Here is a 23,597-nt window from a genome sequence, read left to right as displayed (position 1 = left end):
CAACGATTTTGAAGAAAGCGCGGTTTTTACCGACCGTATAAACGGCGTCAAGCCGAGAACAACGCCGCCGGATTGCCAATAAACATTTGCTCAAGCACTTCGTCACTGATTCCTTCGTATTTCAGCACGGGGATGATGTTCACAAACAAATGCTCGACATGCCAGTTTTTCATCATCTCGGCAAACGGCCCAGGCAGTTCAAACGGACGGCCGAGCCAAAGGTTGACCGTATCATGCGAAAGCATAATTCGATCCGCATATCCGCCGCGAAGCAGGGCAAGGAGCGTCCGCACCCGCTCCTCATCGGTCGGCGCGCCGACCATCCCTTGGATGCCGAAGCGGTCAAAGGCGATGTAAACGCCGTAAGCAAGCGTCCGGCGATGGTAGTCCGGGTCGGTGTTGCCGCACATATGGCCGATGACGATCTTTTTCGGATCGGCGCCGTGCTCAAGCAAATAAGCGGCTTGTTCCGGCCCCATCGTCCCTTCTTGCGTATGAGTGATGATGACTGCGCCCGTCTCTTTTTGCGCGCGGGCGGCGGCGCGGAAAAACAGTTTCTCATACTCGGTGATGCGCCCTTTGCTCGAAGCGAGCTTGATGACACCCGCCTTGATTCCGGTATCGGCAATGCCCTCGGTCAGCTCAGCCATAAACATGTGGTAAATGTCGTCTTCCGCCGTCCCGAGCAGCTGGCGGAATTTGAAATACGGCGGCGCCCCTTCCCCTTCGTAGTAATAGCCGGTGGCGCAAATGATGTTCAGCCCCGTCTCTTCAGCGACTCGCCGCAAAAACGCCGGGTTGCGCCCGCAGTCGTTCGGCGTCGGATCAACGACCGTTTGGATGCCGTGCCGCTTCATCTTTTCCGCCGCCTCGACTGCGACGCGAAGCGCCTCGTCTTCGCGGAACGGGCCGCGCGTCACATCGCCTTGAAATCCCGGGTAGCCGAAAAGGAAATGCTCGTGGATGAGCGTTTTGCCAAGCCGTTCCACCGGCACCGGGCCAAGAACGGTTTCGACCGTCTTTGCCATTAGGCGTTCGCCCCTTTCCCCGCTTTTTCATATTCTTCTTCCTGCAATTTCCGCCAAAGCAATTTGCCGCTTGACGTCATCGGCAACGATTTGCGGAATTCAACGAGGCGCGGATATTTGTACGCCGCCATTTGCGTTTTCGCCCATTCGATGATCTCCTGTTCCGTCACTTTGCCGACATACTCGTCATGAAGGACGATAAACGCCTTCACCGTTTCGCCGCGGCGCGGGTCCGGCGCGCCGACGACGCACGCCTGCTGGACGGCCGGGTGTTTGTACAAAAGCGACTCGACTTCCGTCGGCCACACTTTGTACCCAGAGGCGTTGATCATTCGTTTGACGCGGTCAACGATGAAAAAGTAGCCTTCTTCATCCATCCGCCCGATGTCGCCGGTGCGGAAAAACCGCTTGCCGTCGAGTTCGATGAACGCCTCTTCCGTTTCTTTTTCACGCCGGTAATAGCCGCGGAACACTTGCGGGCCATGGACGACGATCTCCCCGACTTCGCCGACGCCAAGCTCCCTCCCCGTCCCCGGGTCGATGATGCGCGCATCGACGTCAAACGACGGGACGCCGAGACATTGCAATTTCGGCCGGTCCGGCGGATTGAAATGCGTCTGCGAAATCGTCTCCGTCAGCCCGTAGCCTTCAAAATAACGGACGCCGGTGAGCTGGAACAATTTTTCCCCAACCGCTTCCGGAAGCGCCGCTCCGCCGCCGGAAATGCTCGAAAGCGAGGAAATGTCATACCGGCCAAGCGCCGGGTTGGCCAAAAAGTCGATGAGCATCGTGCTGATGTTCACCCAATGCGTGCAGCGGTGCAATTCAATCAGCCGGGCGGCCGCGTCCCGATCCCAGCGCGTCATCAACACCATGGCGGCGCCGGCGAAAATCGGCGTATGCATGCTATGGACCATCCCCGTGACATGGAAAAACGGCAGCGTCGCCAACGCGACCGAATCGCTCGTCACATCGCCCCAGTGGTAGGCGCCGACGATGTTGGCGTTCACCGTCCGGTGCGGGTGGATGCAGCCTTTGGGCACCCCGGTCGTCCCGGACGTGTACGGCAAGACGGCGATGTCATCAACATGGCCGTTGTATGGAAGCGGCGGCAATTGGGCGCCGAGGCAGTCCGCCCATAAAAGAACGCGCTCATCCCCAATGGCCCGGCGCGGCGCCGCCACTTCCGCCGGAAGCGAAACCGGCGATTCATCGGAAGCATAATCGGAATAAGCGGCGACGATGATTTGTTCCAACGGCGTCCGATCAAGGAGCGGGGCCGCTTTGTCAAGCAGCTCCTGCCCAACGATGGCGACTCTCGTTTCGCAATCATTGACGTAAAAGGAAAGCTCCTCTGAGGTGTTCATCGGATTGATCGGCACGACGATCGCTTCAGCACGCAAAATGGCATAGTAGGAGATGACAAACTGCGGAGAATTTTGCATGTACAAGAGCACGCGGTCGCCCGGCTTGACGGACAGCTTTTGCTGCAAATAGCCGGCCAACGCGTTGACGTCATCAAGCAGCTCTTTGTACGAGTACGCAGCTCCGTAATAATAGATCGCCGTTTTGTTCGGGTAGCGCTTTGCCGTTGTTTCCAAATGGTCGACCAGCGTCGTCTCCGGCACAGCCAGCGTTTTCGAGAGCCGTTTCGGCCAATACGGGTAATGTCTCGTATTCATTCCGCCCCCTCCTCCTTTTCACGCGATCGTTCAATGCGGCAACCGCCGCGCAAGCAGCATTGAACAGTTTTTTTACTGACCAGTTGGTATATAGCCGGCTGTTTTTTATTGTACACGCTTTCATTTATATTTTCAATAATTTTCCGAATATACAAAATAAAAAATACACCGCCTACAACAGGCGGCGCAGAACCGGCACACACGCCGACGTCGAAGCGACGATGAAATCTGCATCCCCTTGTTTCGCCAAGCGATAGGTGTCGACCAACCTTCCTTTGTATCGTACATAACGCCGATGCGAAGCGGATGGCGTCCGGCGAGCACCGCGCGGTAATCGTTCCAAAACCGCGGTCGGTCTGTTTCACAAAGCCGTTTGGCCACCTGCTCGGCGTAATAGTCAAAATGACTTGTTTCCTCGTATAGTGTTCCGTCCAAATCAAAGACGATCACTTTAATGTCTGCTCCGTGCATACTGTTTCCCCTTTCTTGGCCCGTCATCGTTTGCTTGTCCGCTTTTGGTTGATGAACGAACGCAAATATGGCAAAATATGATTCTAGAAAAGCTTGCCATCATGTTGCAAAGAGGGGGTAACACATGATGAGATTCGTGATCTCGCTTGTCCTTTCCCTGGCACTCGCAGCCAGCTTTTCCTTTGACTCACTCCGCCTGGCCGAAGCGGCAGCCAAAATCAAAACGTATCCAAACTGCACCGCGCTGAACAAAGATTATCCAGGGGGCGTAGCCCGCTCCTCCTCTGTCAAAAACAAAGGAGGAAAAACCAAATATAAGCCTTATGTATCGAAAGCATTATACGATGCCAATCAACGACTGGATCGAGATAAAGATGGGATCGCCTGCGAACGATAGTCTTTCGCCCTTTGTTCTCCATCTTGTTCAAAGCCAAAGGGCCAACCGAATCGCCCTTTGGCTTTTATTTTCTTCAAATGTGCGATCGCTCACACCGCCGTTTCCCTTCCTTTGCCCGAATCGCGGACATCTAAGAGAGCAGGCGGATACGGGGCGAAATACCGCTGCTGCAACAAATAATCGTTTTCTTCGCGAATGGCCCACGATTTCAAGACGCTTGTCACACTGCTGAGCGGGAGCTGCTGCGCCCGATATTGCGCCAACAGTTCCAATATATATTGCTTTTCTTTCGCTGACATCTCCTTTTTGAAATAGCCCATCAAATGTTGGCAAACATTGATATGGGAACGGCGTTGCGGAGCGCGGGCAAATAAGGCATGCAATCCCTGCTCATACAACTTCAGCACCTGCTCAACCGGAAGGCGTTCACGGTTCGCCACCAAGCGACCAAGCTCCTTCAACCTCGTTTGACTGTACGCCATAAATAAATATTTATGCTCAGAATGGAATTGCACGAGCGCTTTCATGGACCGCTCCGCTTTCACTTCACGAAATAAGGCGAGCGAAAACAACTTGGTCAAAAAGTGTTCGCGAATGGCTGCATTCGTCAAGCGTCCTTCTTCCTCAATAACCGCTTGGGGAAAGCGTTGAAATACATGATCGGCGAACAGCCCTGCTCCTTTCTCGATGACCATGCTGCTGTGAGCATCGCCGTACACTTTTACATCTTTGATGCCACACGTCGGAGAACGGCTTTTTAAAATAAATCCATCGATTTCTTCGATTTGGTCGAAGAAGGAGGTGGCAAATGCTTTCATTTCCTTCGTCCAATCTCGGTTCGTCGACGGCTGCACAAGCCGCTTTTCTTCCCCTTGTTTCACAAGCCGAACCGTCTCCCGCGGAACCCCAAGACCAATGGCCACTTCAGGGCATACAGGAACAAGCCGGGCAAACGTGGCTAAACGAGATATAAACGAATTGTGAATGATGTCGCCGTTATACCGGCAAGCGGAAAACCCGAGGCACTCGCTGACCACCACTGTTGGAATGGCGTAATGCATCTTTCTTCTCCTTTCTCGTTCCGTCATCTCTCTTTGTTATTGTAACCAATCGAATGAGTGACTGTCATGAATGCCGATTTCATTGAGCAAGTGAAAAAATCGGTATAAGTTAGAAGAAGCCATAAACAGCTCCAAATGCAAACAGCGCCCTAAGCGGCTTTCCTGCTTAGGACGCTTTGTTCTTTAGCGGAACGGTTGCGGCAGCTGCTGCATGGCGGTATAGACGCCCATACGCCATCAAGACGATGATAGCGCCAAACACGCTGAGCCTGCTTTCTTTTTTCATCGTCTCTCCTCCCGACGCACCGCCTGAATGGCGATGCCTTCATTTCGCAACGCTTCATAGAGCCGTTGGGCAAATCGCACTGCCTGCTCGCTGTCGCCATGCAGGCAAATGGTGTCGGCTTCAATCGCCACGTCCGTCCCTTGCACCGAGCGGACGCGCCGGTCGCGGATCATCATGAGCACTTGCGTGACCGCTTCGTCTTCATCCGCGATGATGGCGCGCGGATCGCTTCTTGGGGTGAGCGAACCATCCGCCTGATATGTCCGGTCAGCGAACACTTCGCTCGCCGTCCGCAAGCCATAGGCGCGGCCCGCGCGGATCAGCTCACTTCCCGACAAACCGTATAAGACAAGCATCGGATCGACATCATGCACCGCTTTGGCGATCGCTTCCGCCAACGCCGCGTCTTTCGCTGCCATATTGTACAAGGCGCCGTGCGGCTTGACGTGCGTCATCGTCCCGCCTTCCGCCTTCACAAACGCAGCCAGCGCACCAATTTGGTAGACGACGTACGCATACACTTCCTCCGGCGAAACGGCCATCACCCGCCGTCCGAAGCCAAGCAAATCCGGAAATCCCGGGTGGGCGCCGATGGCAACGCCATGATGGATCGCAAGCTGCACCGTCCGCCGCATGACGAGCGGGTCGCCGGCGTGAAACCCGCAGGCGATGTTGACAGACGTGACATACGGCAAAATCCCTTCCCGTCCAAGCCTATACACCCCAAAGCTTTCGCCAAAATCACAGTTCAAATCAATTATCCTCACCGTTCTTCCTCCCATTGACGGCGAATGGCGGAAATCCACCCAGCCAACTGCCGCTCTTGTTCCGTATAAAGCCGCGCCGCTTCTTCCGGCCTGATCGGCTGAAATTGGATAAGGTCGCCCGGGCGAGCCTGCGCCAGAATCGGCAAATCCACAGCCGCCACTTGGGCGATGCGGGGATAGCCGCCGGTTGTTTGGCTGTCCGCCATCAATACGATCGGCTGGGCGGACGCGGGTACTTGCACCGTGCCGAACACGACCGCTTCCGACACCATCTCCCGCTCACGCACAAGCACCAACGCTGGACCGGAAAGGCGATAGCCGATCCGATCGGACTGCGTCGTCACCTCATAGCGGGCGGCGAAAAACTGGCGGCGGCTCGCCGGCGTAAATTCGTCATACTCCGGGCCGGGAACCGCGCGCACCGTTTTCGTTTTCCCACCAATATAGCGGCGGGCGACTGAAGCAAGACCCCAACGTAGCGGTTCGGCTACACGCCTCCCATGGGCGGCGCCGAGTGGCAGCGCATCGCCGCACCGCAACGGCCGACCAGTGAAACCGCCAAGCTGCGCTGGAACGTACGTGGAACGGCTCCCCATCACGGGCGGGACATCGATGCCTCCTGATACGGCGATATACGCCCGAAACCCCGTCCGACACACCCCAACTTCGAGCACATCGCCCGGCTCGACAGCCATCGGCTTCCAAAGTGCAAACGGCCGCCCATTGAGCGTACACGGGAAATCGCCGCCACATACCGCAACGACGGCCTCAACGTGAAACCGAAGCGTCGGCCCGGCCATCGTCGCCTCAAGCACCGCCTCATCCCCATTGTTGCCGACAAGCGCATTAGCCAGGCGATACGCCCACCTATCCATCGCCCCGCCCACCGGCACCCCGGCATGCCGGTAGCCGAAACGCCCGCCGTCTTGCACGGTTGTAAACAACCCACCCTCGATGACGTCAATCATGTTCCTCTCTCCAAACGTGCAAATTCACGAGCCCCAATCGGCCGAAATTCCACGATGTCGCCAGCCGCAAGCAAACTTGGTTCCTCCCGACGCGGATCAAATAACCGAAGCGGCGTCCGGCCGATCAGCTGCCAGCCGCCCGGCGTCGCGAGCGGATAGACACCCGTCTGGCCGCCGGCGATGCCGACCGAACCGGCCGGCACTTTTGTTCGCGGCACCGCCCTCCTTGGCGTGGCCAAACGGGGCGACAAGCCCCCCAAATAAGCAAACCCTGGAGAAAATCCGATCATATAGACACGGTAGCGTCCAGCCGAATGAAGCTTAACCACCTCATCTTCCGATATCCCGTGAAAGCGGGCGACGTCCGGCAAATCCGGCCCAAACTCGCCACCGTAACAGACGGGAATGACGATCGTCCGCGCCGAACTCCGCACCGCTTGTTCAGACCGCCCGATGTTCTCGTGCAGCCAGGCGCATACATCGGCATAGCTCCCGGCAACGAGCGGATCGTAATAAACGGTGAGCGACGAAAACGCCGGCGCGATTTCCTCGATGCCTTCTTTTCGCTCGGCCTGAAGCCGGGCGGCCGTGTGGTGGACGATGTCATTCACGTCCTCGTCAATGCGGTCTGAAAACCGGATCGTCACCGCATATTCGCATAATGGAAACAACGTATACTCCACCGTCATCCCTTCCCCTGAAAGCCAAGTTCCCATGAAATATCCATCGCCGCCTTCTTCAACAGCGGGACGATGCGCGCCACATCATCTGATGAAAAGCGTTGTTCCGGTCCGGCAACGCTCAGCCCGGCGACCGCCGCGCCTTCATGGTTGAAAATCGGCACCGCAACGGCGGCCGAATAGTTTTCCAGTTCGGAATAACTGACAGTATAACCGCGTTTCCGGTCTTCTTCTAACAACCGGCGCAATGCTTGTTTGTCCGTAACCGTATGTTTGGCGATTTTCACAAGCTCCACCTGTTCCAAATAGCGTTCCTGCTCCTCCTTGGCCATAAACGCCAGCAGGACGCGCGGACACGCACCGGCGTACAGCGGAGCGCGCCGCCCGACTTTCGTATAGACGCGCACCGGCTCAGAGGTCTCGACTTTTTCAATATACAGCGCCTCGTCGCCGTCGCGAATGACTAAATTGACCGCTTCGTTCGTCTCCTCTTTCAGCCGCTTCATCACTGGCAGCGCCGCCCGGCGAATATCGAGCCGCTCGGCGACGAGCGCGCCAAACGTCAAGAAGGCGAAACCGAGCTCATAGTGATCGCCTCGTTTTTGCAAAAAGCCGAGGGCAACAAGCGACTGCGCCATCCGGTACACCGACGTTTTCGGCATCCGAAGCCGCTCGACCATTTCCGGCAGCGTCAACCGTTCGCAATCGAGAAACAAATCAAGCAGTTCTTTTGTTTTTAAGACCGTTTTATTCATCATTGCCCCTCTGTTCCGAATATCAGAATATTAATTCCAAAATACGAGTTATGTATTTTTTATTATAATGAAAAGTGGAACAACTTTCTACCACAAAATGAAAAGCGCCCGCTGAACGGACGCCATTGGATTTAAATCGACAAGCGTTTCAAAAACACATAACTCGTTTTTTGATATTCCATTTTTTCCTCATAGAAGCGATGGGCGTCAACCCGCTGCAGGCCGGATGACAGCGAGACAATCCCGTAGCCGTGCTCTTTCGCCCATTCGTGCACATGCGACAGCAACGCTTTTCCATATCCTTTCGAACGTTCGCTCGAAGCGGTAACCAAATCACACACCCAAATAAAGCGACCGTTATAGAGCGTAATCATCGGCATGAATCCGACAACGGCAACCATTTTGTCCTGATCATATAACGCCGCAAGCTGATACCCTTCTTTTTCTTGCGCTTCACGCACAAGTGCCACGTATGTTTCCTCATCCAAATGGGTGCGCAGCTCGCGCATGACCGGAAAGGCGCTTCTCACTTCCTCCTCCGTTTCGAGCCAAACAAATTGCGGCACGATTCCCATCTCCCTTCTGTTTATACATTCATGATAATGAGACTTCCGCCTTTCTGTAACGTTTATCATCGTTTCGAAAGAAGGCTCCCGATTCAGGCGCGCGAAGGGCGCAGCCCAGCAATCTCGGCTGATCAGCCAACGATTACAGCTGCAGCCGCAAATACAGCCTCAGCGTTGAAAATGGAATCAGAAATACAAGCCAACTGGATCGTTTTCGTCCCCAGCGCTCCTTTCAATAGGCCGGTTGATCATGTCAAGAAAGCGAGCACAGCCGGCAAGGCATCGACAACGTCCGACGCCAATACATCCCAAACCGAATGGCCGTTTTGCACAAGCCAATCAGCAGCCTTTCCATGCACGAACACCGCATTGCTCACCGCCGGCTGCACCGCCTCGTGCTGCAGCAAAAACGCCGCTACGATGCCCGTCAAGACGTCACCGCTGCCGCCTTTCGCCAAAGCCGGGTTGCCGGTCGTGTTGACATATTGCGCTCCATCCGGCGCCGTAACAATCGTATACGGCCCTTTCAACACGACATACACGCCATATTCCATCGCCAACCGCTTGGATACCCCAAAGCGGTCGTGCTCCACCTCGCGAATGGAGCGATGGACGATGCGCGCCATTTCCCCCGGATGCGGAGTGATGACCGTCGGCACGCTTCGGCGGCGCACCTGTTCAGCGTAATCATCCCAGAAAAACAGGGCATCGGCATCGAGGATAAGGGACACCGGCTTTCGCACCAACTCCCCAACAAGACGGCGCACCCCTTCCGTCCGCCCCAGCCCGGGACCGACCGCCATTGCATCCACATCAAGCCCGTCCCAATCGACCGCGCCGGCAAATGCCCCGCCATCGGCCTGCCACGGCCGACACATCGCCTCCGGCACTCGGTTGGCGACCGCCTCGTACACCGTTTCCGGAACAGCCATGGTCACAAGTCCGGCCCCGCTTCGCAGCGCCGCTTTAGCGGCGAGCGTCACCGCTCCTGTCATGGCTTTCGATCCACCGACGACAAGCAGTTTGCCGTGCGTTCCTTTATGCGAAGACCGCTTCCGTTTTGGCATCGTCCGCATAACATCGCTTCGTTCCCACACAAACCGACGGACTGCATTCGTTTTGACCACGAGCGGCGGAATGCCGATATCCACAACAGCAAGCTCCCCGTAATAATCGGCCGCTGGAAACGTGTACGCCCCAAGCTTCGGACAGTGAATGGTGAGCGTCACATCCGCGCGAACGGCCGCGGCGACATCACCGCCATCGGCCGGCACCCCGCTTGGCACATCAATCGCATACACAACAGCCCGTGAACGGTTCACTTGTTCAATGATTTCTTGATACGGAGAACGAACTTCCCCCTTGACGCCAATGCCAAGCAGTGCGTCGATGATGACATCATAATGCGGCACGCGCGCCGCAAACGCCCGCTCATTCCCCTCATAAGCGTTCCACGAATAGCCGGACCGCTCGTACACCTCAAGCGCGGTACGCGCCGCTCCTTTCACCTTTTCCTTTGGTGGAACGAGCCATACATCGGTTTCGTAGCCGTAGCTTTTCAACATGCGGGCAACGACAAACCCATCCCCGCCGTTGTTGCCCGCCCCGGCAAGCACCGCCACGTTAGCAGCGCGTGAAATGCGTTCTTTCAGCGCTGAAAACAGCGCCTGCCCGGCGTTTTCCATCAATGAATCAGCGCTAATGCCGATCCTCTCCGTCACTTCTCGGTCGATGGCATACATTTCATCAGATGTTACGATCGGAATCATTCTCCTTCCTCCTCGTTTCTTTTGACCTCCGTCCCCTTTGACGCTCCATCTTTTACACATGTTGGCCATGGGAGAATCAGGCTTCGAGAACGAACCACGATGCCCGATGGAGCGGTCTTTATGGAGCGTTCATGAAACGTTTGACATTCCCTGCCGCGCGCCTTCCCATCATCAATGTATGATTTAGGATCAAGCCTTGCCGGAACAGCCGGCGGCTACGTCTGGGCGCATTTTCATTGGAGCGGCGTCATCGCCTTTATCGCCGTGTTGCTCGCTTTATCCTACCCGCTTATCCGCTATGCAGAAAAACGACGGCCATCGCCTTCACGATGACCGCCATCTTGGTCAAGGCTGCTTGGCGATGACTTGCAGCCCAAACTGCAGGCAATCGTCACAAATCGCCGCCAGTGGACCTTTAGCCAGCCTCGGTTTTTCTTTGAGGCAAAACGAGCAACGGCCGCTGGAGTCAGCTTGCGTTTCGAGCGTCAATTCCTCTTCCAGTTTTTCAAGAGAAAAGACCGCAAGCGCTTCATATACGTTGTCAATCAAGTCGCCGTCGATGTACGTACATTTTCCTTCCCACCGCAATGCCACGAGCTTTGCCGCCACTGCCATGCCTTCATAAAATCGACGGCGGGCCTCTTCCTCACTTTGTTCCGCTTCAACCGTCAAATCATCGGCAAACTGCTCAAGCGCCGCAACGGTACATTGTTCGAGCCACCGTTTTGTTTCGTTTGTCATGCCCATTTCCCCTCCCTCGTTTCTTTCCCTTCTCAATACGACAAACAGGCATATTTTCCTTCTTCACCGCGGCAATTTGTCAAGAAAACGAGATCGCAACTCAGGCGGCGGCAGCTGACAACAATCACGCTTCGCAGCGAGACGATGCCGACGATTGGCGATCGTGTCATACATATGATCACGCAACAGCCGCGGAACGAGAAATCCAACCGCTGCCAACCAATTCCACGGCCAAGCTAGACGCCGACCGATGCGCAAAGCAGCGTCGGATTTGACATAACAGCACCCGTTCTCGATGAGGACGACACTGTCTTTCGCCACTGTCTCCTCATTTGCCAACAATGCTTGACCAACAGCGCTTTGTTGCGACGCAAAGCGGAACACCGCCTGGCGGTCGCGGGCGGCAATCCAATGCACACTCGCATGGCAAAACAAGCAATCGCCATCAAATAAGATGATAGGATGCATCACATTCCCTCCATCGACCGGCTGTTGACGGGTTCAATGCAAGCGCTCACATCATTTTTCGGCGAGTTGACGAGCGGCACCACTTCGTACATGCACATCTCGCCGCTCGGATACGGCAACAACAACGACTTCAAATACTCGCTGTCGTCCAAACGCAGATCTAGCCAGTCTTCATGTCGTTCAGGCGGCAGTATGACCGGCATCCGGTCGTGGATGGGGGCGATGAGCTCGTTCGCCCTCGTCGTAATGATCGTGCACGTCTCAAGCAGCCCGCTTGGCCCATCCCAGCGCTCCCACAACCCAGCGAACGCAAACGGCTCGCCGGTTTTGAGGGTAAACCGGTACGGCACTTTTTTCGTTCCTTCCTTTTTCCATTCGAAAAATCCATCGGCTAAAATTAAACAGCGCCGCCGCTTGAACGCATGGCGAAAACTCGCCTTTTCATCGATCGTTTCCGCCCGGGCGTTGATCATCTTCGCACCGATGCGGACATCTTTCGCCCAAAACGGCACAAGCCCCCAGCGCATCATTTTGCCGATTCGCTCCCCTTCTTCCACAATGACCGCCAACACCTCCTGGCCCGGGGCGATGTTGAACCGTGGAGCAAGCGAACCTTCATAACGGAAGTGAAACCGCTCCTGCAACGCCAACAAATCAACCGTTAAGGTAAACCGACCGCACATGCCTCTTCCCCCTTCTTCTCGTTAGCTTCAAGGAAGAAAACGATCTTATACCATAAAATTTCCAACAAAACTCTCCCCATGTTCACTCATGTGATGAAAAGGTAAGTGTTTCTATATAGATGCAACGAAGAAGTTTAACATATCCTTGACGGAAAAGAGGTTTGCCCATTTTCGACTGTCGGAGGCAAGCCACAGGCTTGCCTCCGTCACGCCTTGGCGTGACGGAAGACCGAACAACCGCCTGCTTCACAGACCCATATATGGGTCTGGAAGTGGCGTTGTTCGGTCGCCCGACAGTCGATCAAATACTTGGGAAAAACTACAAATGGTAAAGCTTCAAATTGCATCTATATAGATGATCCCATTCCTTTCTTTATCAGTTTACAAAAAAGCGGCCGAGAGGGAAATCCGGCCACTTGATGAAAAGAAGCTTCAGTTGATCTCTTGCGTGATCGACGCCATAGGAAAACGAACAGTAAAGGTTCTCCCTTTTTTCTCTTCCGAGACGACGTCCACCTCGCCGCCGTGCGCTTTCACAATCTCTTTGACGATCGTCAGGCCGAGTCCTGTTCCGCCGATGCGGCGGCGGTCGGAATTATCAACGCGGTAAAACTTCTCGAAAATATGCGGTAGCGCCTCAGCCAGGATGCCAAGCCCTTCATCCCGCACATCGACGCACAAGCGGCCGCTATGCTCATAAAGCCGGATCGCAACGGTCCCACCGTCTGGAGAATATTTCACCGCATTATGAGCTAAATTCGTAAACAGCTGCCGCAGCCGTTCCCTGTCGCCGCGGATCACCGTCCGCTTTGTCTCGATGGAGACTGAAAACGTATGGATATCCGTTCCTAGTTTTTCTGTTTCAACGACTTTTTCAACGACTGGAACGAGGTCAATCGGCTCCCAATGATACATTTGCCGAGCGGCTTCCATGCGCTCTGCACATCTAGAAAATCGTTAATTAAAGCGGTCAGCCGCTCGGCTTCTTGATAAATGGCCGTCAAATATTTGTATTGTCGCTCAAGCGCAAGCGGTTTGTTGCGCAACAGCTCCGCCAAACCGAGAATACCCACGAGCGGCGTCCGCAATTCGTGGCTGACCGTGCTGACCAACTTCGACTTCATCCGATCAACTTCTACCTGCTTTGTCACAACGGGATGGACGAAAATCGTGCCAAATTTTGTTCCCCCTCCGTAAAGCAGTTCGGCATAAACTTCCATAACGATCCGATTCTCTTTGAGCTCATACGCCATCACGGATAACTCATCCGCCGGACCAAAAACGGCCTGATCGAGCAAGACGCTAAGCGCCTGCTCATCGGCGGCCAATGCGCACAGCCGCTGTTTCCACTCCGGCGCCTCTTGCCATCCGTCTGCCGTTGCGGCGAACCATCCCTTCATCCGCCCGTTCATTAGCTTGTTCGTTCCATGAAGGTCGACGAGCTGAATGCCTTCGGGCAAATGGTTGAAAATATCTTCCGTCAGACGCCGATCTTTTTCCGCTTCCTCGTATAAGGCAAATTTTTGCAAGGAAATCGAAATATGCTTGCCAAGCTGTTCGGCCTCGACCGCTTCATCATCCGTGAACGCTGCTCCGAACCGGCTTAAGACGATGACCGCCTCCACATCATCACTTGGCGACAACACAGGGACGAACAGATCGTATGAATATAGCGGTTCGTAATGGCAACCGCGCTCAACCCCCGGCAGTTCGCGGCGGATGGTGAATGCCTGCTTCGTCTCGAGCAAGCGGTGTTCGAGGCCGTTATACAGTTGCTGCAAAAACCGATGCACGCTCATCGGTGATAAACCGAACGAAGCATGCGCTCGCTCTTCATCGGCAACGACGATGATGCCCCGTTCCGCCTCCATGATGACGCATAAATGGCGGATGACACTATTTTAACACTTTCTGCTTGTCAAGAGACTGATCCATGCCTTTAAATGAGGTCGTTGCGGCGCGCCAGCTCCTGCATCGCGGCGCTCGGCCATGGCTAACGCTTACTCCAGCTCGGCTTGCTGGGCCTCTAGCTCTTCTTTGCTGGGCGAGAAGTTCTTCGTTTTGCGCCAACAGATGCTCCTTTTTTTGCGAATGCTCTCCATCATCATAAACGCTTTTGATAGTTTGTCAATTTCATCTTCCTGATCGTCAAATGTTGGCCATTCGACAGTGGCACCTTGTTTGGCAAACTGTTCCGCAGCGGCGGCAAACTGTTGGAGCGGGCAGCCGATTTGTCTTGCTGCCAAACGCATAAGCTGCTGCAATAAAAACAACATCAGCGCGATAAAAGCGATAAATGTAGCTTGCCCGTATAGCTGTTTTCGCTCGAACCCCCTCAATCAACGCTACTTCCCGTCGGTCGGCGCGCTCAAAAGCCTCTATGGCTTTCGACACAAGCTGTTCGAAATATCGGATGAAAAAGTCGTGAACATCGCGAAGAAACCGCTCGTCTTCCGGATGGACAGCCAACGGTTCCATTTCTATCAATACTGGTTCATCACCAAAAGATGTACTTGACTTTTAAAACCAAATATAACACTTCTTCATCTTTCACAAGCAAAGTCTTTTTCAATGAGCTTTCCTTCCCTCACTACATCCGTTTCAACAATCGGCTGACCCGCGCTTCAAGCTCAAGCCGTTTAAACGGTTTCGTTATATAATCATCCGCCCCTAACTGAAGCGCCTGTACAATATCTTCTTCATTCCGGCGCATTGTTAACATAATAATTTTATAACGAGACTCATCACGGCGGCTGCGAAGACGGCGCAACACTTCAATTCCGTCCATTTTCGGCATGATCCCATCAAGAATGACAAGGCACAGGGAATGGCCTTCGTGCCATGACGATTCGATGAACGATACCCCATCGGCAAAGGACCGCACTTCACACTGCTCTTTCCGATCTCGGGCAATGTGTTCGAGAAGATCAGCGACAACCGTGCGAACGATCACATCATCGTCAACGACGGCCATTTTCACCGTTTTTCGCTGTCGCATGTCATCTATCTTTTCTATCTTTTCGGCAACCACTGTCCGATCCCGCCCGCCGTTTTTTGCCGCATACAACGCCCCGTCCGCCCGCTCAAGCCAATATTCAAGCGGCGCACCTCCCTCGTCCACCTCCACGATTCCGCAAGAAAACGTGCAACGAAATGCCGTTCCTCCTCCGGAAAATGAGCGGGAACGAAATTGATTACGAATCCGTTCAATAATTTCAAACGCATCTTGTTGCATCGTTTTCGACAAAAAAAGAAGAAACTCTTCTCCCCCGAAGCGGAAGGCTAAATCGTTCGGCCGTGTTCCATGCCGCAGGAGCACCGCAAATTCACGCAACACCTCATCTCCAACTAAATGACCGTACTGATCGTTAATCTGCTTAAAATGATCTAGGTCGAGCAATGCGATGCAGTACGGCTCCCCAAGCCGCTCCCGCTCGCTTTCGAGCTGGCGGTAGGCCTCAGGCAAATATTTGCGATTGTATAACCGAGTGAGCTCATCGACAAGCAGAAGCCCTTCCAACTGTTTTTTACGCTCCAACAACCGATGCACTCGAATGATAAATTCCCGTAAGGCAAACGGTTTTACCATAAAATCATCAGCACCGGACGCGTAACTTTGCAGACGCACCTCTTCGCGATCATCGGCGCTGATGACCACAGTTGGAACAAATTGTTGGCCGAGCGCCGCCTTCAATTCCTTGAACACCGTCAAACCGTCTGTTCCGTTCATATGCACGTCGATGACAACGCAATCCGGCTTCACCTCATACAATTGTGTCACCGCCTTTTCCGGTTGGGCAACGGTGACAATCTGCCAACCCACTTTCTCGATTTGCTCTTTCATATACATTAAAAAGAGCGCATCATCATCGACAAGCAAGATAAGCGGCACTTCGTCGGCATCCGCCGGCGAAAAAGAAAAATGAGTAGGAACATCGCGGTGCGTTTCGTCATAATACCAATGCATCAACTCATATACGTGCTCTTTCAACTCGGCTGGCGTCCACCGTTTCCCGTTTTCCGCCTCAAGCCGCTTCATCAGCCGGCATGCTCTTTTCCCCAACTCTTCCATCCCAATGACAGCCGCCGTTCCAGCGATGTTATGAAAAAACCCATATACATCTTCATACGTAATCGCGTCTTCTTGCTCCCACTGTTCCAATTTGGCACGAATATTGCGCCAAAAATGCTCTTTGTATTTGTCCATGACCGAACCCGACCCTCCCGTTTTCTCAGCCTCCATCCACTAAGTCAGCGGGCGCAAAAAAGAAGGAACCGCCGAAGCCGTTCCACTCCCCTTACATTATATATGGCTTTTCATGTGCTGTATAGGACCAAATACTTATTTCTTTGGTTGCTGTTGCTCGAACGACCGCAAAAAGGAGAGCATGCGATTCACGTATTGACCCCCATACAGCGAGAAACTTTTCACATGATCCGCTTTTTCCGTCAGCCATAGTTGAAAGACATCCGGATGGGTTTCGTACAATTTCACGCTTTCTTCATACGGGATGGATCGGTCGTCTTTGCTGTGGATGAACAAAATCGGCCTTGGCGCGACACGATCGACCGCATGGATGGGGGAAGACATCCCCAAATCCAAATCAGCAAGCGCCGGGATGATCGCCAAAATGAGATACGTAAACGGCACGTTAGGCAGATGCGTCCATACTGACATATTGGCGCGCAAATACGATTCCAAGTCGCTGAACGGACTGTCTGCAACCACCCCGCGAACATCGTTGTCCTCTGCCGCCGCCAAGATCGATGTCGCTGCTCCCATCGAAACACCGTAAAGCGCAATCGGTTCATGGAAATGCTTCTTCGCATAATCAATGACCCCGAGCAGATCGACCTTCTCTTTGACGCCGATCGTAATCATATCCCCTTCCGACTCGCCGCTCGCACGAAAGTCAAACAAGATAACTCGATACCCTTTGTCAACAAGCCGCTTGGCGAGCGGCAAAAACGGCACGTTTTTCTGAATCCGGTTGCCGGCATACCCATGGGCAAAAATGACCGTCATCTTCGCTGTTCCTTGCGGTGGAATGACCCAGCCTTTGAGCGCTGTTTTTCCATCTTTGCTCGTGAATATCGCGTTTTCATACGCCATGCCGTAGTCTTTCGGCGTTACGGTGATTGGCTCGCGCGGTTTATGCGTCAGCTGCCAGCCGACATAAACGGACAAACCAACGCAAGCGAGCAACCCTAAAATGACAACGCCAATGGCTGCAGAAATCCAAACGCGCCGCGTTGTCCTGCGCGGCGTGCGCATCAGTTCCATGCACGTTTCCCCCTTCTTTCTTTTTCCTTTCTTTCATCCTACTTGTCGAAGTGCTCATTTGGCAATCAAAAAAGAGATGTCCGCAAAAAAACGAACATCTCTTTCGTCAACGGTATGCTTCATAACGCCTGCTTACGAATGGGCAAGCGGCGCAGACGCTCCTTTACATCTGACGATCAAGTCAAACTCGCGCACCGACGCCATCTGTTCGTCCACGAGCCCGCGCTCCCAGACGCGGCGCAAAAACAGCTCAGCAATCAGCCGATTCCGCTCGTTTTCTTGCCCGCGCTCAAGAGCAATAACGCTCAAATACAAATCACACATCCGATTGGCAATCGTCTTAGCATGAAACGTCTGCACCTCTTCCGCTTGTCCGCTAAGACGGGCAAGCGCTGACACCAATTCCTTAAGCCCTTCTTCAACTGGGAGGGCGAGCGGTTTCACCGCGGCCGTCAAGCTCTCAAGCCGCTCCTTCATCTCGGCGGCAAACCGTTCATGGATGCGATATTTGCGCATCAAACGCAGCACCTCGAGCGCCAAAATGTTCGCCGTCCCTTCCCAGACCGTCAGCACCTGCGCATCGCGCAACAGGCGCGGCGTGACGAAATCTTCAATATACCCGTTGCCCCGTGCATTTCAATTGCCTCATGACTAAACGCGATCGCCTCTTCCGCCGTGCGCATTTTGAGCAAGGCGATCAGCAACCGCAGCCATGCTTTCTCCGCCTCGTCCGCTTCATGCGGCGCGGTCATGACGCGGTCAAACAAAGAGATCATCGCAAAGCAGGCGCTCGTTTCCACCTCTTGTCTTGCCGTCAAGTCGGCCAGCGTATGGCGCACCATCGGGTAATCGGTCAGTTGATGGCCAAAGGCCGTGCGCCGCTCGGCGTATTGTTTCGCTTCCTCGAGCGCCCGTTTCATAATGCCGACAGAGGCGACCGCATTGCAGACGCGCGATAAATTGAGCGCTTCCATCATATAATAGAAACCTTTCGTCGGATCGCCGACGACATACGCTTCCGCCCCGTCAAACACAACTTCGGCTGACGGCACGGCGCGCACACCCAATTTATCTTTTAGGCGGCGAATGGAGATGCCGTTTAACGTCCCATCCGCCCGGCGCCACGGAACGAGAAACAAGCTCAGCCCTTTCGTCCCCGGGCCGCTCCCATCGATGCGCGCCAACACAAGCGCCACACCGCATCGGCCGGCGTTGCTGGCAAAATATTTTTCTCCGTATAGCCTATAATGATCGCCGCACGGCACGGCGCGCACCGCGTTGGCGCCGACGTCCGACCCGTCTTGGCGCTCGGTTAAAAACGTCGCCCCTTCGTAGAGCTCGACTTCGCCCGTTGAGATGGCATGGGGCAAATACCGAGCTTTCAACTTTTCATCGGCAAAATGCTCAAGCACATAGGCGGTCGCCATCGTCAGCGTCACCGGGCATTGACACTCCACACGCCTAAAGGGCGTGGGATTCTTGGGTCGTTCGCGTCCTCATCCATTTCTGGTTCAGACAACGCCCAAGTTCAGGGGTGTGTCATCACCCCGTCCCATTGGGTTAAGTTGTACCCCAATGGGCGGCGCACCTGTGACCAGTGCGCGAGGTTAGGCGGCGAGGCCCGAAATCGCTTTGGCGATGTTGATCGCGCCATTCAAGTCGGCGTGGATGGTGTATCCGCACTTTTGGCATCGGAAGTGGATGCCGTTCCGGTTTCCTTTATCTCGATAGCCACAACGACAAGTTTGACTGGTGTAGGTCGGATTCACCCACTCGACCCGAATGCCCGCCATTTCGGCTTTGTAGGCAATCATCGTTTGCAGTTGATGGAACGCCCACGAATGAAGATTTCGTCCTGCTTCTTTGGCCGAAGCGGCTCGTTTCCGAATCCCCGCCAAATCTTCCATCCGAATCACGCCAACACCGTTGGCAAGGGCAAAACGGACGATTTGACGGCTGATTTTATGGTTCATATCCTTCATCCAGCGGGACTCTTTACGGCCGATTTTGCGAATCATATGAAGCTTCTTCGCTTGGCCCAACGTTCGCCGCAAAGCCGCATATCGTCGGCGCACAAAGGCGCATTGGTTCCCTTTGAAAAACCACGATTTCGTCCCCACGCTGGCAACGGCGATATAGCGAAGCCCAACGTCAACCCCCATCACCTTTGTTTCGTGCCGCGGCTTGACTTCAAATGTGATCGCGATCGCCAAGCACCATTTCTTTCGCTTTTTGTAGAGCTTGGCCGCCCCTTGTTTGGCGGTTCCATGGATCAGCCGATCCAGCCATGCCTCTTGATAGGGACGCGTGACGACAGGCACGCCAATTCGTTTCTCCAGTGTGGGGAAGGAAACCGTGTAGAACGCTCCTTTCTTTTCCACCTTTATGTTTTGATTGTTAAAGCAACACCAAAATGTTCGGAACTTCTTTGCCTTTTGTTTTTTCTTTTGGGACTTCACTTCTCGAATCGTTTGATTCACGACGGCGGAAGGGAACCGCTGCGACGAAAACTCTTTAAACAGTTTGCTCGTCGCTTGATTCAACAGCCAATTCGCAAAGGCGGTATTCACTTCTGTCATCCGTTCATACATGTCTTGTTTGACTTTCGTTGGGTTGTGCAGTTCCAGCCTTAGTGTGATCGTGGGCATGGATTCACCCCTTTTCTTTTGAGATTCCACATAACGTTTGATGGTTTCGCTTGATACATTTCCTGCTGTACTCATGACTATATCAGTTCGATGAATGAACTGCAACGCGCTTCATCCCACCCCTAAAGGAGTGGGCTTTCGCGCGGGATTTCTGTAAATATTCACGCCGCCGGAAATAATGACATCTTTTTTTCGGTCGACGATCCAAATGTAGCCGTCTTCATCGCGGCGCGCCAAATCGCCTGTATATAGCCATCCATTTTTGATCGCTTCGTTCGTTTTTTCCTCGTCTTTGTAATATCCTTTCATCACGCTCTCCCCGCGCAGCACGATCTCCCCGACCTCGCCGGGCGCGACTTCATTTCCTTGCTCGTCGACAATGGCCACCTCACAATGGAGGGCGGCATATTTGCCGACGCTTCCCGCTTTTTCAGCGTGCTCCTCAGGAGCCAAGTACGTGCCGTTCGGGCCGGCTTCGGTCAAACCGTATAAACACATCATCCGCCTAGCGCCAAAGCGGCTGGCGACAAACCGCACTTCCTCGCGCGACAACGGCGCCCCGCCGTACATCCAACAGCAGACCGAAGAAAGGTCGTAGTCCTCAAAACGCGGGTGCTTCGCCGTCAATAAATATGCCACTGGCGCGCCGAAAAAGTGGGTGATCTTATGGCGCTCAACGAGTTCAAGCAAGACATCCGGAGAAAAGGAAGGAGCCAGGACATGGGTCGCACCGACATATGTGCCGCCTATGAAAAACAAATGAAGCGGCGCCGAGTGGCTGAGCGGCATGAGATGCAGCAGGCGGCTTTGACGGTCGATTTTCGTTTCGATCACGATCATATCCGCGACCGTGATGACATTGCGATGGGTGAACAAAACTCCTTTCGGCCGCCCCGTTGTCCCCGACGTATACAAAATCGTCGCCTCATCATCTCCTTTGGCTCGGCAGACGATCTCTTCTGGATCACCCGAATCAATCAACTCCTCGAGCGACAGCCAGCCGCCTTCCGCCTTCCCCGTCTTCACCCAGATTCCATCGCTTCCACCGACAAGCGGGGCGAGCACTTGATGCACCGAATCATGAGCGATAAGCCCCTTCGTCTCGTTATGGCTGAGAATGTACTGCACTTCCGACGCCGTAAGACGGGCGTTGATCGGCACAACAACCGCGCCAAGGCGCAAAACGGCAAAGTACGAAACGGCAAACTCCTTGGTATTGGGCATATACAGCGCGACTTTATCGCCGCGTCCGACGCCAAGCCGCGCGAGCGCTGACGCCAGACGGTTGACCGTTCGGTTGACTTCGGCGTAAGAAAGCTCCGTTTCCCCATCGATAATCGCCGTCTTGTCGGGAAATTTCCTCGCATTGCGGGCGAGCAGTTCTGAAATGTTCATCCGTCTGATTCCTCCCATTCTCGCAATCGCCTCTCAAAGTCAGAAAGCATCGCTTCCATCTCCGCCTTCAGCTGCTGCAAATCCTCAATCCGCTCGTTCACCTCCTTCAATTTCCGCCGCCCGTATTCGACCGTTTTTTCCAGCTGTTTCTTCCCCGTTCGGTCCTCATCAAACAGCGAAATCATCTCATGGATTTCGTCAAGCGAAAAGCCGAACCGTTTGCCGCGCAAAATGAGCTTGAGCTTCGCCCGCTCCTTTTTCGTATACAGCCGCTGCCCTGACTCGGTCCGAATCGGGGAGAGCAATCCGCGTTCTTCATAATAGCGGATCGTCCGTGTGCTCACATCAAACTCGTGCGCCAAATCGGAAATGGTGAAATAGTGCATAGCCATCCCTTTTCTAGAAGTAATATTCTGAATTTTATTTTAATTGACGTTGACGTAAAAGTCAACGAGCAGGAACGTAAAGAAACCATCATCCCCTCTTCTCTGTTCCATTCTTTCCGACGCCCAACCATCAACATAAAAAATGACGGTGGGAGCCGTCAGCAAAAGGAGACTAAGCCAATGCAAAGAAAGAGACAGTCGACCGAACGCACATGTCATCAGCACTGAAACGCTTTTCCATTATTCATGGCGGCCAGAAGCGAATCGGACGGCATGGGACGATATACGCGCCGCTGATTTCTTGGCTAAAATCACCATGACAAAAGAAAAAAGCTCCTGTCTAAGGAGCCGTTTCCTCACCCGCCCGCCCCGGTGTAAAAGCGCAAGGCAAACCGCCAAAAGCGCCGGGCAAGCCATAAAAAGAACATGGCCACAGCCAAAGCCGCAAGCGCCGCCGGAACGCTCCATTTCCCAAGCAGCGCCAAAGCCGGCGTGTTCGTGATCAACACCGCCGGCAGGACGTATGTAATGACGAAGCGCACGGCGCCGCGGTACATTGTTTAGTGCAAAATAAAAATACAGAGTTCTGCAACGAAACGTGCAGAGCCTAAGGCAAAGAAAAAAGGCTTGCCAGCCCCTAACATTTCCTCTACTGTGGAAGTTGTGAACACATAAACCAAACAGTGGAGGAGCGAAAGGATGCTGGCAATGCCCGAAATGAATCGTATCAGAAAACTGCGTGAAAAGAAAGGGTTATCGATTGCGGAAATTTCCCGCGAAACGGGATATAACTGGAGAACGGTCAAGAAATACGCGGCGGCATTTCTGTCCAACCAACCATCAAACGCAAAAAGGGGATGATGGAGGAAGAAGGATACGGGCAAATCATTGATGACTGGTTGGAGGAGGATGCCAAGCTGCCGAGAAAACAACGGCGAACGAACAAGACGATGTTTGAAGCGCTTTGTCGTGACCATGGATTTCAAGGCTCGTATCGCACCGTTTGCGCGTACGTGCAAAAACGAAGACCGCAGCTCAAACTCGAGAAAGAACAGCGCTATGAACGACTTGAGCACCCGCCAGGCGAGGCGCAGGTGGATTTCGGGAAGATGACGGTGGTGACGAAGGAGGGGAAGGAAGAAGAACGATCGGTTTTGATCGTAAGCTTCCCGTATAGCAACGCTGCGTTTGCTTATCCGCTGCCGGCGGAAAACAGTGAATGCTTCCTCCATGGGTTGACGCAGCTGTTTCGTCAGGCTGGGGGAGTGCCAAAGGCATTGCGCATTGACAATTTGTCCGCGGCCATCGTGTCGATTCGAAAAGGGGGAGAACGCCAATTCACCGAGGCTTTTGAGAAATTTCAACTGTAAATTAGCACATTATTTCAGAATCCCTTTTTCAAATTATTTCAGGCGGATTCGGAAATAATGTGCAAAATTTTTGCGGATTGTTCCGGATTTTGCACATTCTTTCGGAACGTTTGCACGCTCTTTCAGATGAAGATTTCCAGCGCGCCTGATGGACCGATGGAAAAGAGAAAGCACAAAAGAGGCCGATTCGGC

21 protein-coding genes and 4 pseudogenes are annotated in these 23,597 nt (G+C 53.9%); 2 read left to right on the top strand and 23 right to left on the bottom strand.

Features of this window, described 5'->3' with window-relative positions; genetic code table 11:
• Positions 1–47 precede the first annotated feature (47 nt).
• The 3 genes from BJQ97_RS07610 to BJQ97_RS17650 form a co-directional block, all read right to left on the bottom strand.
• Entirely contained in the window at positions 48–1,028 is a 981-nt protein-coding gene (locus BJQ97_RS07610; protein WP_160156108.1) for a phosphotriesterase family protein, read from the bottom strand.
• Positions 1,028–2,710: a long-chain fatty acid--CoA ligase gene (locus BJQ97_RS07605; protein WP_160156107.1), complete on the bottom strand. Its 1,683-nt coding sequence runs from the start codon at positions 2,708–2,710 to the stop codon at positions 1,028–1,030. Before BJQ97_RS07605 ends, BJQ97_RS07610 begins: the two co-directional genes overlap by 1 nt.
• A 132-nt stretch (positions 2,711–2,842) precedes the next feature.
• A complete protein-coding gene (locus BJQ97_RS17650) occupies positions 2,843–3,181 on the bottom strand; it encodes an HAD family hydrolase (RefSeq protein ID WP_236567174.1) in 339 nt (112 codons plus the stop codon).
• A gap of 127 nt (positions 3,182–3,308) precedes the next feature.
• Between BJQ97_RS17650 and BJQ97_RS07590 the strand changes: the two genes are divergently transcribed.
• Positions 3,309–3,578, top strand: coding sequence for an excalibur calcium-binding domain-containing protein (locus BJQ97_RS07590; protein WP_044733113.1), 270 nt, complete (start codon positions 3,309–3,311; stop codon positions 3,576–3,578).
• Between the two features lie 89 nt (positions 3,579–3,667).
• Here the strand turns inward: BJQ97_RS07590 and BJQ97_RS07585 are convergent, their stop codons facing one another.
• The 20 genes and pseudogenes from BJQ97_RS07585 to BJQ97_RS07485 all read right to left on the bottom strand — a co-directional run.
• Positions 3,668–4,639 (bottom strand): YbgA family protein, encoded by a 972-nt coding sequence (locus BJQ97_RS07585; RefSeq protein ID WP_160156106.1) that lies wholly within the window; start codon positions 4,637–4,639, stop codon positions 3,668–3,670.
• Between the two features lie 282 nt (positions 4,640–4,921).
• Entirely contained in the window at positions 4,922–5,692 is a 771-nt protein-coding gene (locus BJQ97_RS07580; RefSeq protein WP_160156105.1) for a 5-oxoprolinase subunit PxpA, read from the bottom strand.
• Positions 5,689–6,660, bottom strand: coding sequence for a 5-oxoprolinase subunit C family protein (locus BJQ97_RS07575; protein ID WP_160156104.1), 972 nt, complete (start codon positions 6,658–6,660; stop codon positions 5,689–5,691). The genes BJQ97_RS07580 and BJQ97_RS07575 overlap by 4 nt, the downstream gene beginning before the upstream one ends.
• Positions 6,653–7,349: pseudogene (gene pxpB, locus BJQ97_RS07570) on the bottom strand (5-oxoprolinase subunit PxpB). Before pxpB ends, BJQ97_RS07575 begins: the two are co-directional and overlap by 8 nt.
• On the bottom strand, positions 7,346–8,095 hold the full coding sequence (locus BJQ97_RS07565) for an IclR family transcriptional regulator (RefSeq protein ID WP_160156103.1): 750 nt from the start codon (positions 8,093–8,095) through the stop codon (positions 7,346–7,348). Before BJQ97_RS07565 ends, pxpB begins: the two are co-directional and overlap by 4 nt.
• Positions 8,096–8,226: 131 nt before the next feature.
• A complete protein-coding gene (locus BJQ97_RS07560; protein ID WP_236567171.1) occupies positions 8,227–8,670 on the bottom strand; it encodes a GNAT family N-acetyltransferase in 444 nt (147 codons plus the stop codon).
• A gap of 239 nt (positions 8,671–8,909) precedes the next feature.
• Entirely contained in the window at positions 8,910–10,430 is a 1,521-nt protein-coding gene (locus BJQ97_RS07555) for an NAD(P)H-hydrate dehydratase (protein ID WP_160156101.1), read from the bottom strand.
• A 345-nt stretch (positions 10,431–10,775) separates the two neighbouring features.
• Complete coding sequence (locus BJQ97_RS07545) at positions 10,776–11,171, bottom strand: hypothetical protein (RefSeq protein WP_160156100.1); 396 nt, start codon at positions 11,169–11,171, stop codon at positions 10,776–10,778.
• Between the two features lie 63 nt (positions 11,172–11,234).
• Complete coding sequence (locus tag BJQ97_RS07540; protein ID WP_160156099.1) at positions 11,235–11,639, bottom strand: thiol-disulfide oxidoreductase DCC family protein; 405 nt, start codon at positions 11,637–11,639, stop codon at positions 11,235–11,237.
• Positions 11,639–12,322 (bottom strand): SOS response-associated peptidase, encoded by a 684-nt coding sequence (locus BJQ97_RS07535; RefSeq protein ID WP_160156098.1) that lies wholly within the window; start codon positions 12,320–12,322, stop codon positions 11,639–11,641. Before BJQ97_RS07535 ends, BJQ97_RS07540 begins: the two co-directional genes overlap by 1 nt.
• Before the next feature lie 432 nt (positions 12,323–12,754).
• The gene (locus tag BJQ97_RS07530; protein ID WP_160156097.1) at positions 12,755–13,237 is read right to left on the bottom strand and encodes a sensor histidine kinase; all 483 of its coding nucleotides are present in this window, start codon (positions 13,235–13,237) and stop codon (positions 12,755–12,757) included.
• On the bottom strand, positions 13,171–14,193 hold the full coding sequence (locus tag BJQ97_RS07525; protein WP_160156096.1) for a histidine kinase dimerization/phospho-acceptor domain-containing protein: 1,023 nt from the start codon (positions 14,191–14,193) through the stop codon (positions 13,171–13,173). Before BJQ97_RS07525 ends, BJQ97_RS07530 begins: the two co-directional genes overlap by 67 nt.
• A 129-nt stretch (positions 14,194–14,322) precedes the next feature.
• A complete protein-coding gene (locus BJQ97_RS07520) occupies positions 14,323–14,661 on the bottom strand; it encodes a hypothetical protein (RefSeq protein ID WP_160156095.1) in 339 nt (112 codons plus the stop codon).
• Between the two features lie 251 nt (positions 14,662–14,912).
• Positions 14,913–16,529, bottom strand: a complete 1,617-nt coding sequence (locus tag BJQ97_RS07515) for a response regulator (RefSeq protein WP_160156094.1) — start codon at positions 16,527–16,529, stop codon at positions 14,913–14,915.
• A gap of 135 nt (positions 16,530–16,664) precedes the next feature.
• Positions 16,665–17,606, bottom strand: a complete 942-nt coding sequence (locus BJQ97_RS07510) for an alpha/beta hydrolase (RefSeq protein ID WP_160156093.1) — start codon at positions 17,604–17,606, stop codon at positions 16,665–16,667.
• A 132-nt stretch (positions 17,607–17,738) separates the two neighbouring features.
• A pseudogene (locus tag BJQ97_RS07505) lies at positions 17,739–19,051 on the bottom strand (acyl-CoA dehydrogenase family protein); the annotation flags it as partial.
• Between the two features lie 162 nt (positions 19,052–19,213).
• Positions 19,214–20,254, bottom strand: a complete 1,041-nt coding sequence (locus BJQ97_RS07500; protein WP_160156092.1) for an RNA-guided endonuclease TnpB family protein — start codon at positions 20,252–20,254, stop codon at positions 19,214–19,216.
• 111 nt (positions 20,255–20,365) lie between these two features.
• A complete protein-coding gene (locus tag BJQ97_RS07495) occupies positions 20,366–21,649 on the bottom strand; it encodes a class I adenylate-forming enzyme family protein (protein WP_236567169.1) in 1,284 nt (427 codons plus the stop codon).
• Positions 21,646–22,035 (bottom strand): MerR family transcriptional regulator, encoded by a 390-nt coding sequence (locus tag BJQ97_RS07490; RefSeq protein ID WP_160156091.1) that lies wholly within the window; start codon positions 22,033–22,035, stop codon positions 21,646–21,648. The genes BJQ97_RS07495 and BJQ97_RS07490 overlap by 4 nt, the downstream gene beginning before the upstream one ends.
• 356 nt (positions 22,036–22,391) lie before the next feature.
• A pseudogene (locus tag BJQ97_RS07485) lies at positions 22,392–22,595 on the bottom strand (ABC-2 family transporter protein); the annotation flags it as partial.
• A 139-nt stretch (positions 22,596–22,734) separates the two neighbouring features.
• On the opposite strand from BJQ97_RS07485, the pseudogene istA reads away from it, so the two are divergent.
• Positions 22,735–23,402 (top strand): annotated as a pseudogene (istA, locus tag BJQ97_RS07480) (IS21 family transposase); the annotation flags it as partial.
• Between the last annotated feature and the right edge of the window lie 195 nt (positions 23,403–23,597).

Origin of the sequence: Geobacillus sp. TFV-3 (assembly GCF_009901865.1) — a bacterium.
Taxonomy (GTDB): Bacteria; Bacillota; Bacilli; order Bacillales; family Anoxybacillaceae; genus Geobacillus; species Geobacillus thermoleovorans_A.
The sequence above is the reverse complement of the archived record's forward strand: the minus strand, read 5'-3'. Positions and strand labels throughout refer to the sequence as shown.

Excerpts from the sequence above, each read along its gene's own strand:
- BJQ97_RS07500 (WP_160156092.1), bottom strand. The coding sequence starts at position 20,254 with ATGCCCACGATCACACTAAGGCTGGAACTGCACAACCCAACGAAAGTC.
- BJQ97_RS17650 (WP_236567174.1), bottom strand. The coding sequence starts at position 3,181 with ATGCACGGAGCAGACATTAAAGTGATCGTCTTTGATTTGGACGGAACA.
- BJQ97_RS07590 (WP_044733113.1), top strand. The coding sequence starts at position 3,309 with ATGAGATTCGTGATCTCGCTTGTCCTTTCCCTGGCACTCGCAGCCAGC.
- BJQ97_RS07605 (WP_160156107.1), bottom strand. The coding sequence starts at position 2,710 with ATGAATACGAGACATTACCCGTATTGGCCGAAACGGCTCTCGAAAACG.
- BJQ97_RS07490 (WP_160156091.1), bottom strand. The coding sequence starts at position 22,035 with ATGCACTATTTCACCATTTCCGATTTGGCGCACGAGTTTGATGTGAGC.
- BJQ97_RS07495 (WP_236567169.1), bottom strand. The coding sequence starts at position 21,649 with ATGAACATTTCAGAACTGCTCGCCCGCAATGCGAGGAAATTTCCCGAC.
- BJQ97_RS07560 (WP_236567171.1), bottom strand. The coding sequence starts at position 8,670 with ATGGGAATCGTGCCGCAATTTGTTTGGCTCGAAACGGAGGAGGAAGTG.
- BJQ97_RS07510 (WP_160156093.1), bottom strand. The coding sequence starts at position 17,606 with ATGGAACTGATGCGCACGCCGCGCAGGACAACGCGGCGCGTTTGGATT.
- BJQ97_RS07540 (WP_160156099.1), bottom strand. The coding sequence starts at position 11,639 with ATGCATCCTATCATCTTATTTGATGGCGATTGCTTGTTTTGCCATGCG.
- BJQ97_RS07525 (WP_160156096.1), bottom strand. The coding sequence starts at position 14,193 with ATGGAGGCGGAACGGGGCATCATCGTCGTTGCCGATGAAGAGCGAGCG.
- BJQ97_RS07575 (WP_160156104.1), bottom strand. The coding sequence starts at position 6,660 with ATGATTGACGTCATCGAGGGTGGGTTGTTTACAACCGTGCAAGACGGC.
- BJQ97_RS07565 (WP_160156103.1), bottom strand. The coding sequence starts at position 8,095 with ATGAATAAAACGGTCTTAAAAACAAAAGAACTGCTTGATTTGTTTCTC.
- BJQ97_RS07610 (WP_160156108.1), bottom strand. The coding sequence starts at position 1,028 with ATGGCAAAGACGGTCGAAACCGTTCTTGGCCCGGTGCCGGTGGAACGG.
- BJQ97_RS07530 (WP_160156097.1), bottom strand. The coding sequence starts at position 13,237 with ATGTATCATTGGGAGCCGATTGACCTCGTTCCAGTCGTTGAAAAAGTC.
- BJQ97_RS07535 (WP_160156098.1), bottom strand. The coding sequence starts at position 12,322 with ATGTGCGGTCGGTTTACCTTAACGGTTGATTTGTTGGCGTTGCAGGAG.
- BJQ97_RS07515 (WP_160156094.1), bottom strand. The coding sequence starts at position 16,529 with ATGGACAAATACAAAGAGCATTTTTGGCGCAATATTCGTGCCAAATTG.
- BJQ97_RS07545 (WP_160156100.1), bottom strand. The coding sequence starts at position 11,171 with ATGACAAACGAAACAAAACGGTGGCTCGAACAATGTACCGTTGCGGCG.
- BJQ97_RS07555 (WP_160156101.1), bottom strand. The coding sequence starts at position 10,430 with ATGATTCCGATCGTAACATCTGATGAAATGTATGCCATCGACCGAGAA.
- BJQ97_RS07585 (WP_160156106.1), bottom strand. The coding sequence starts at position 4,639 with ATGCATTACGCCATTCCAACAGTGGTGGTCAGCGAGTGCCTCGGGTTT.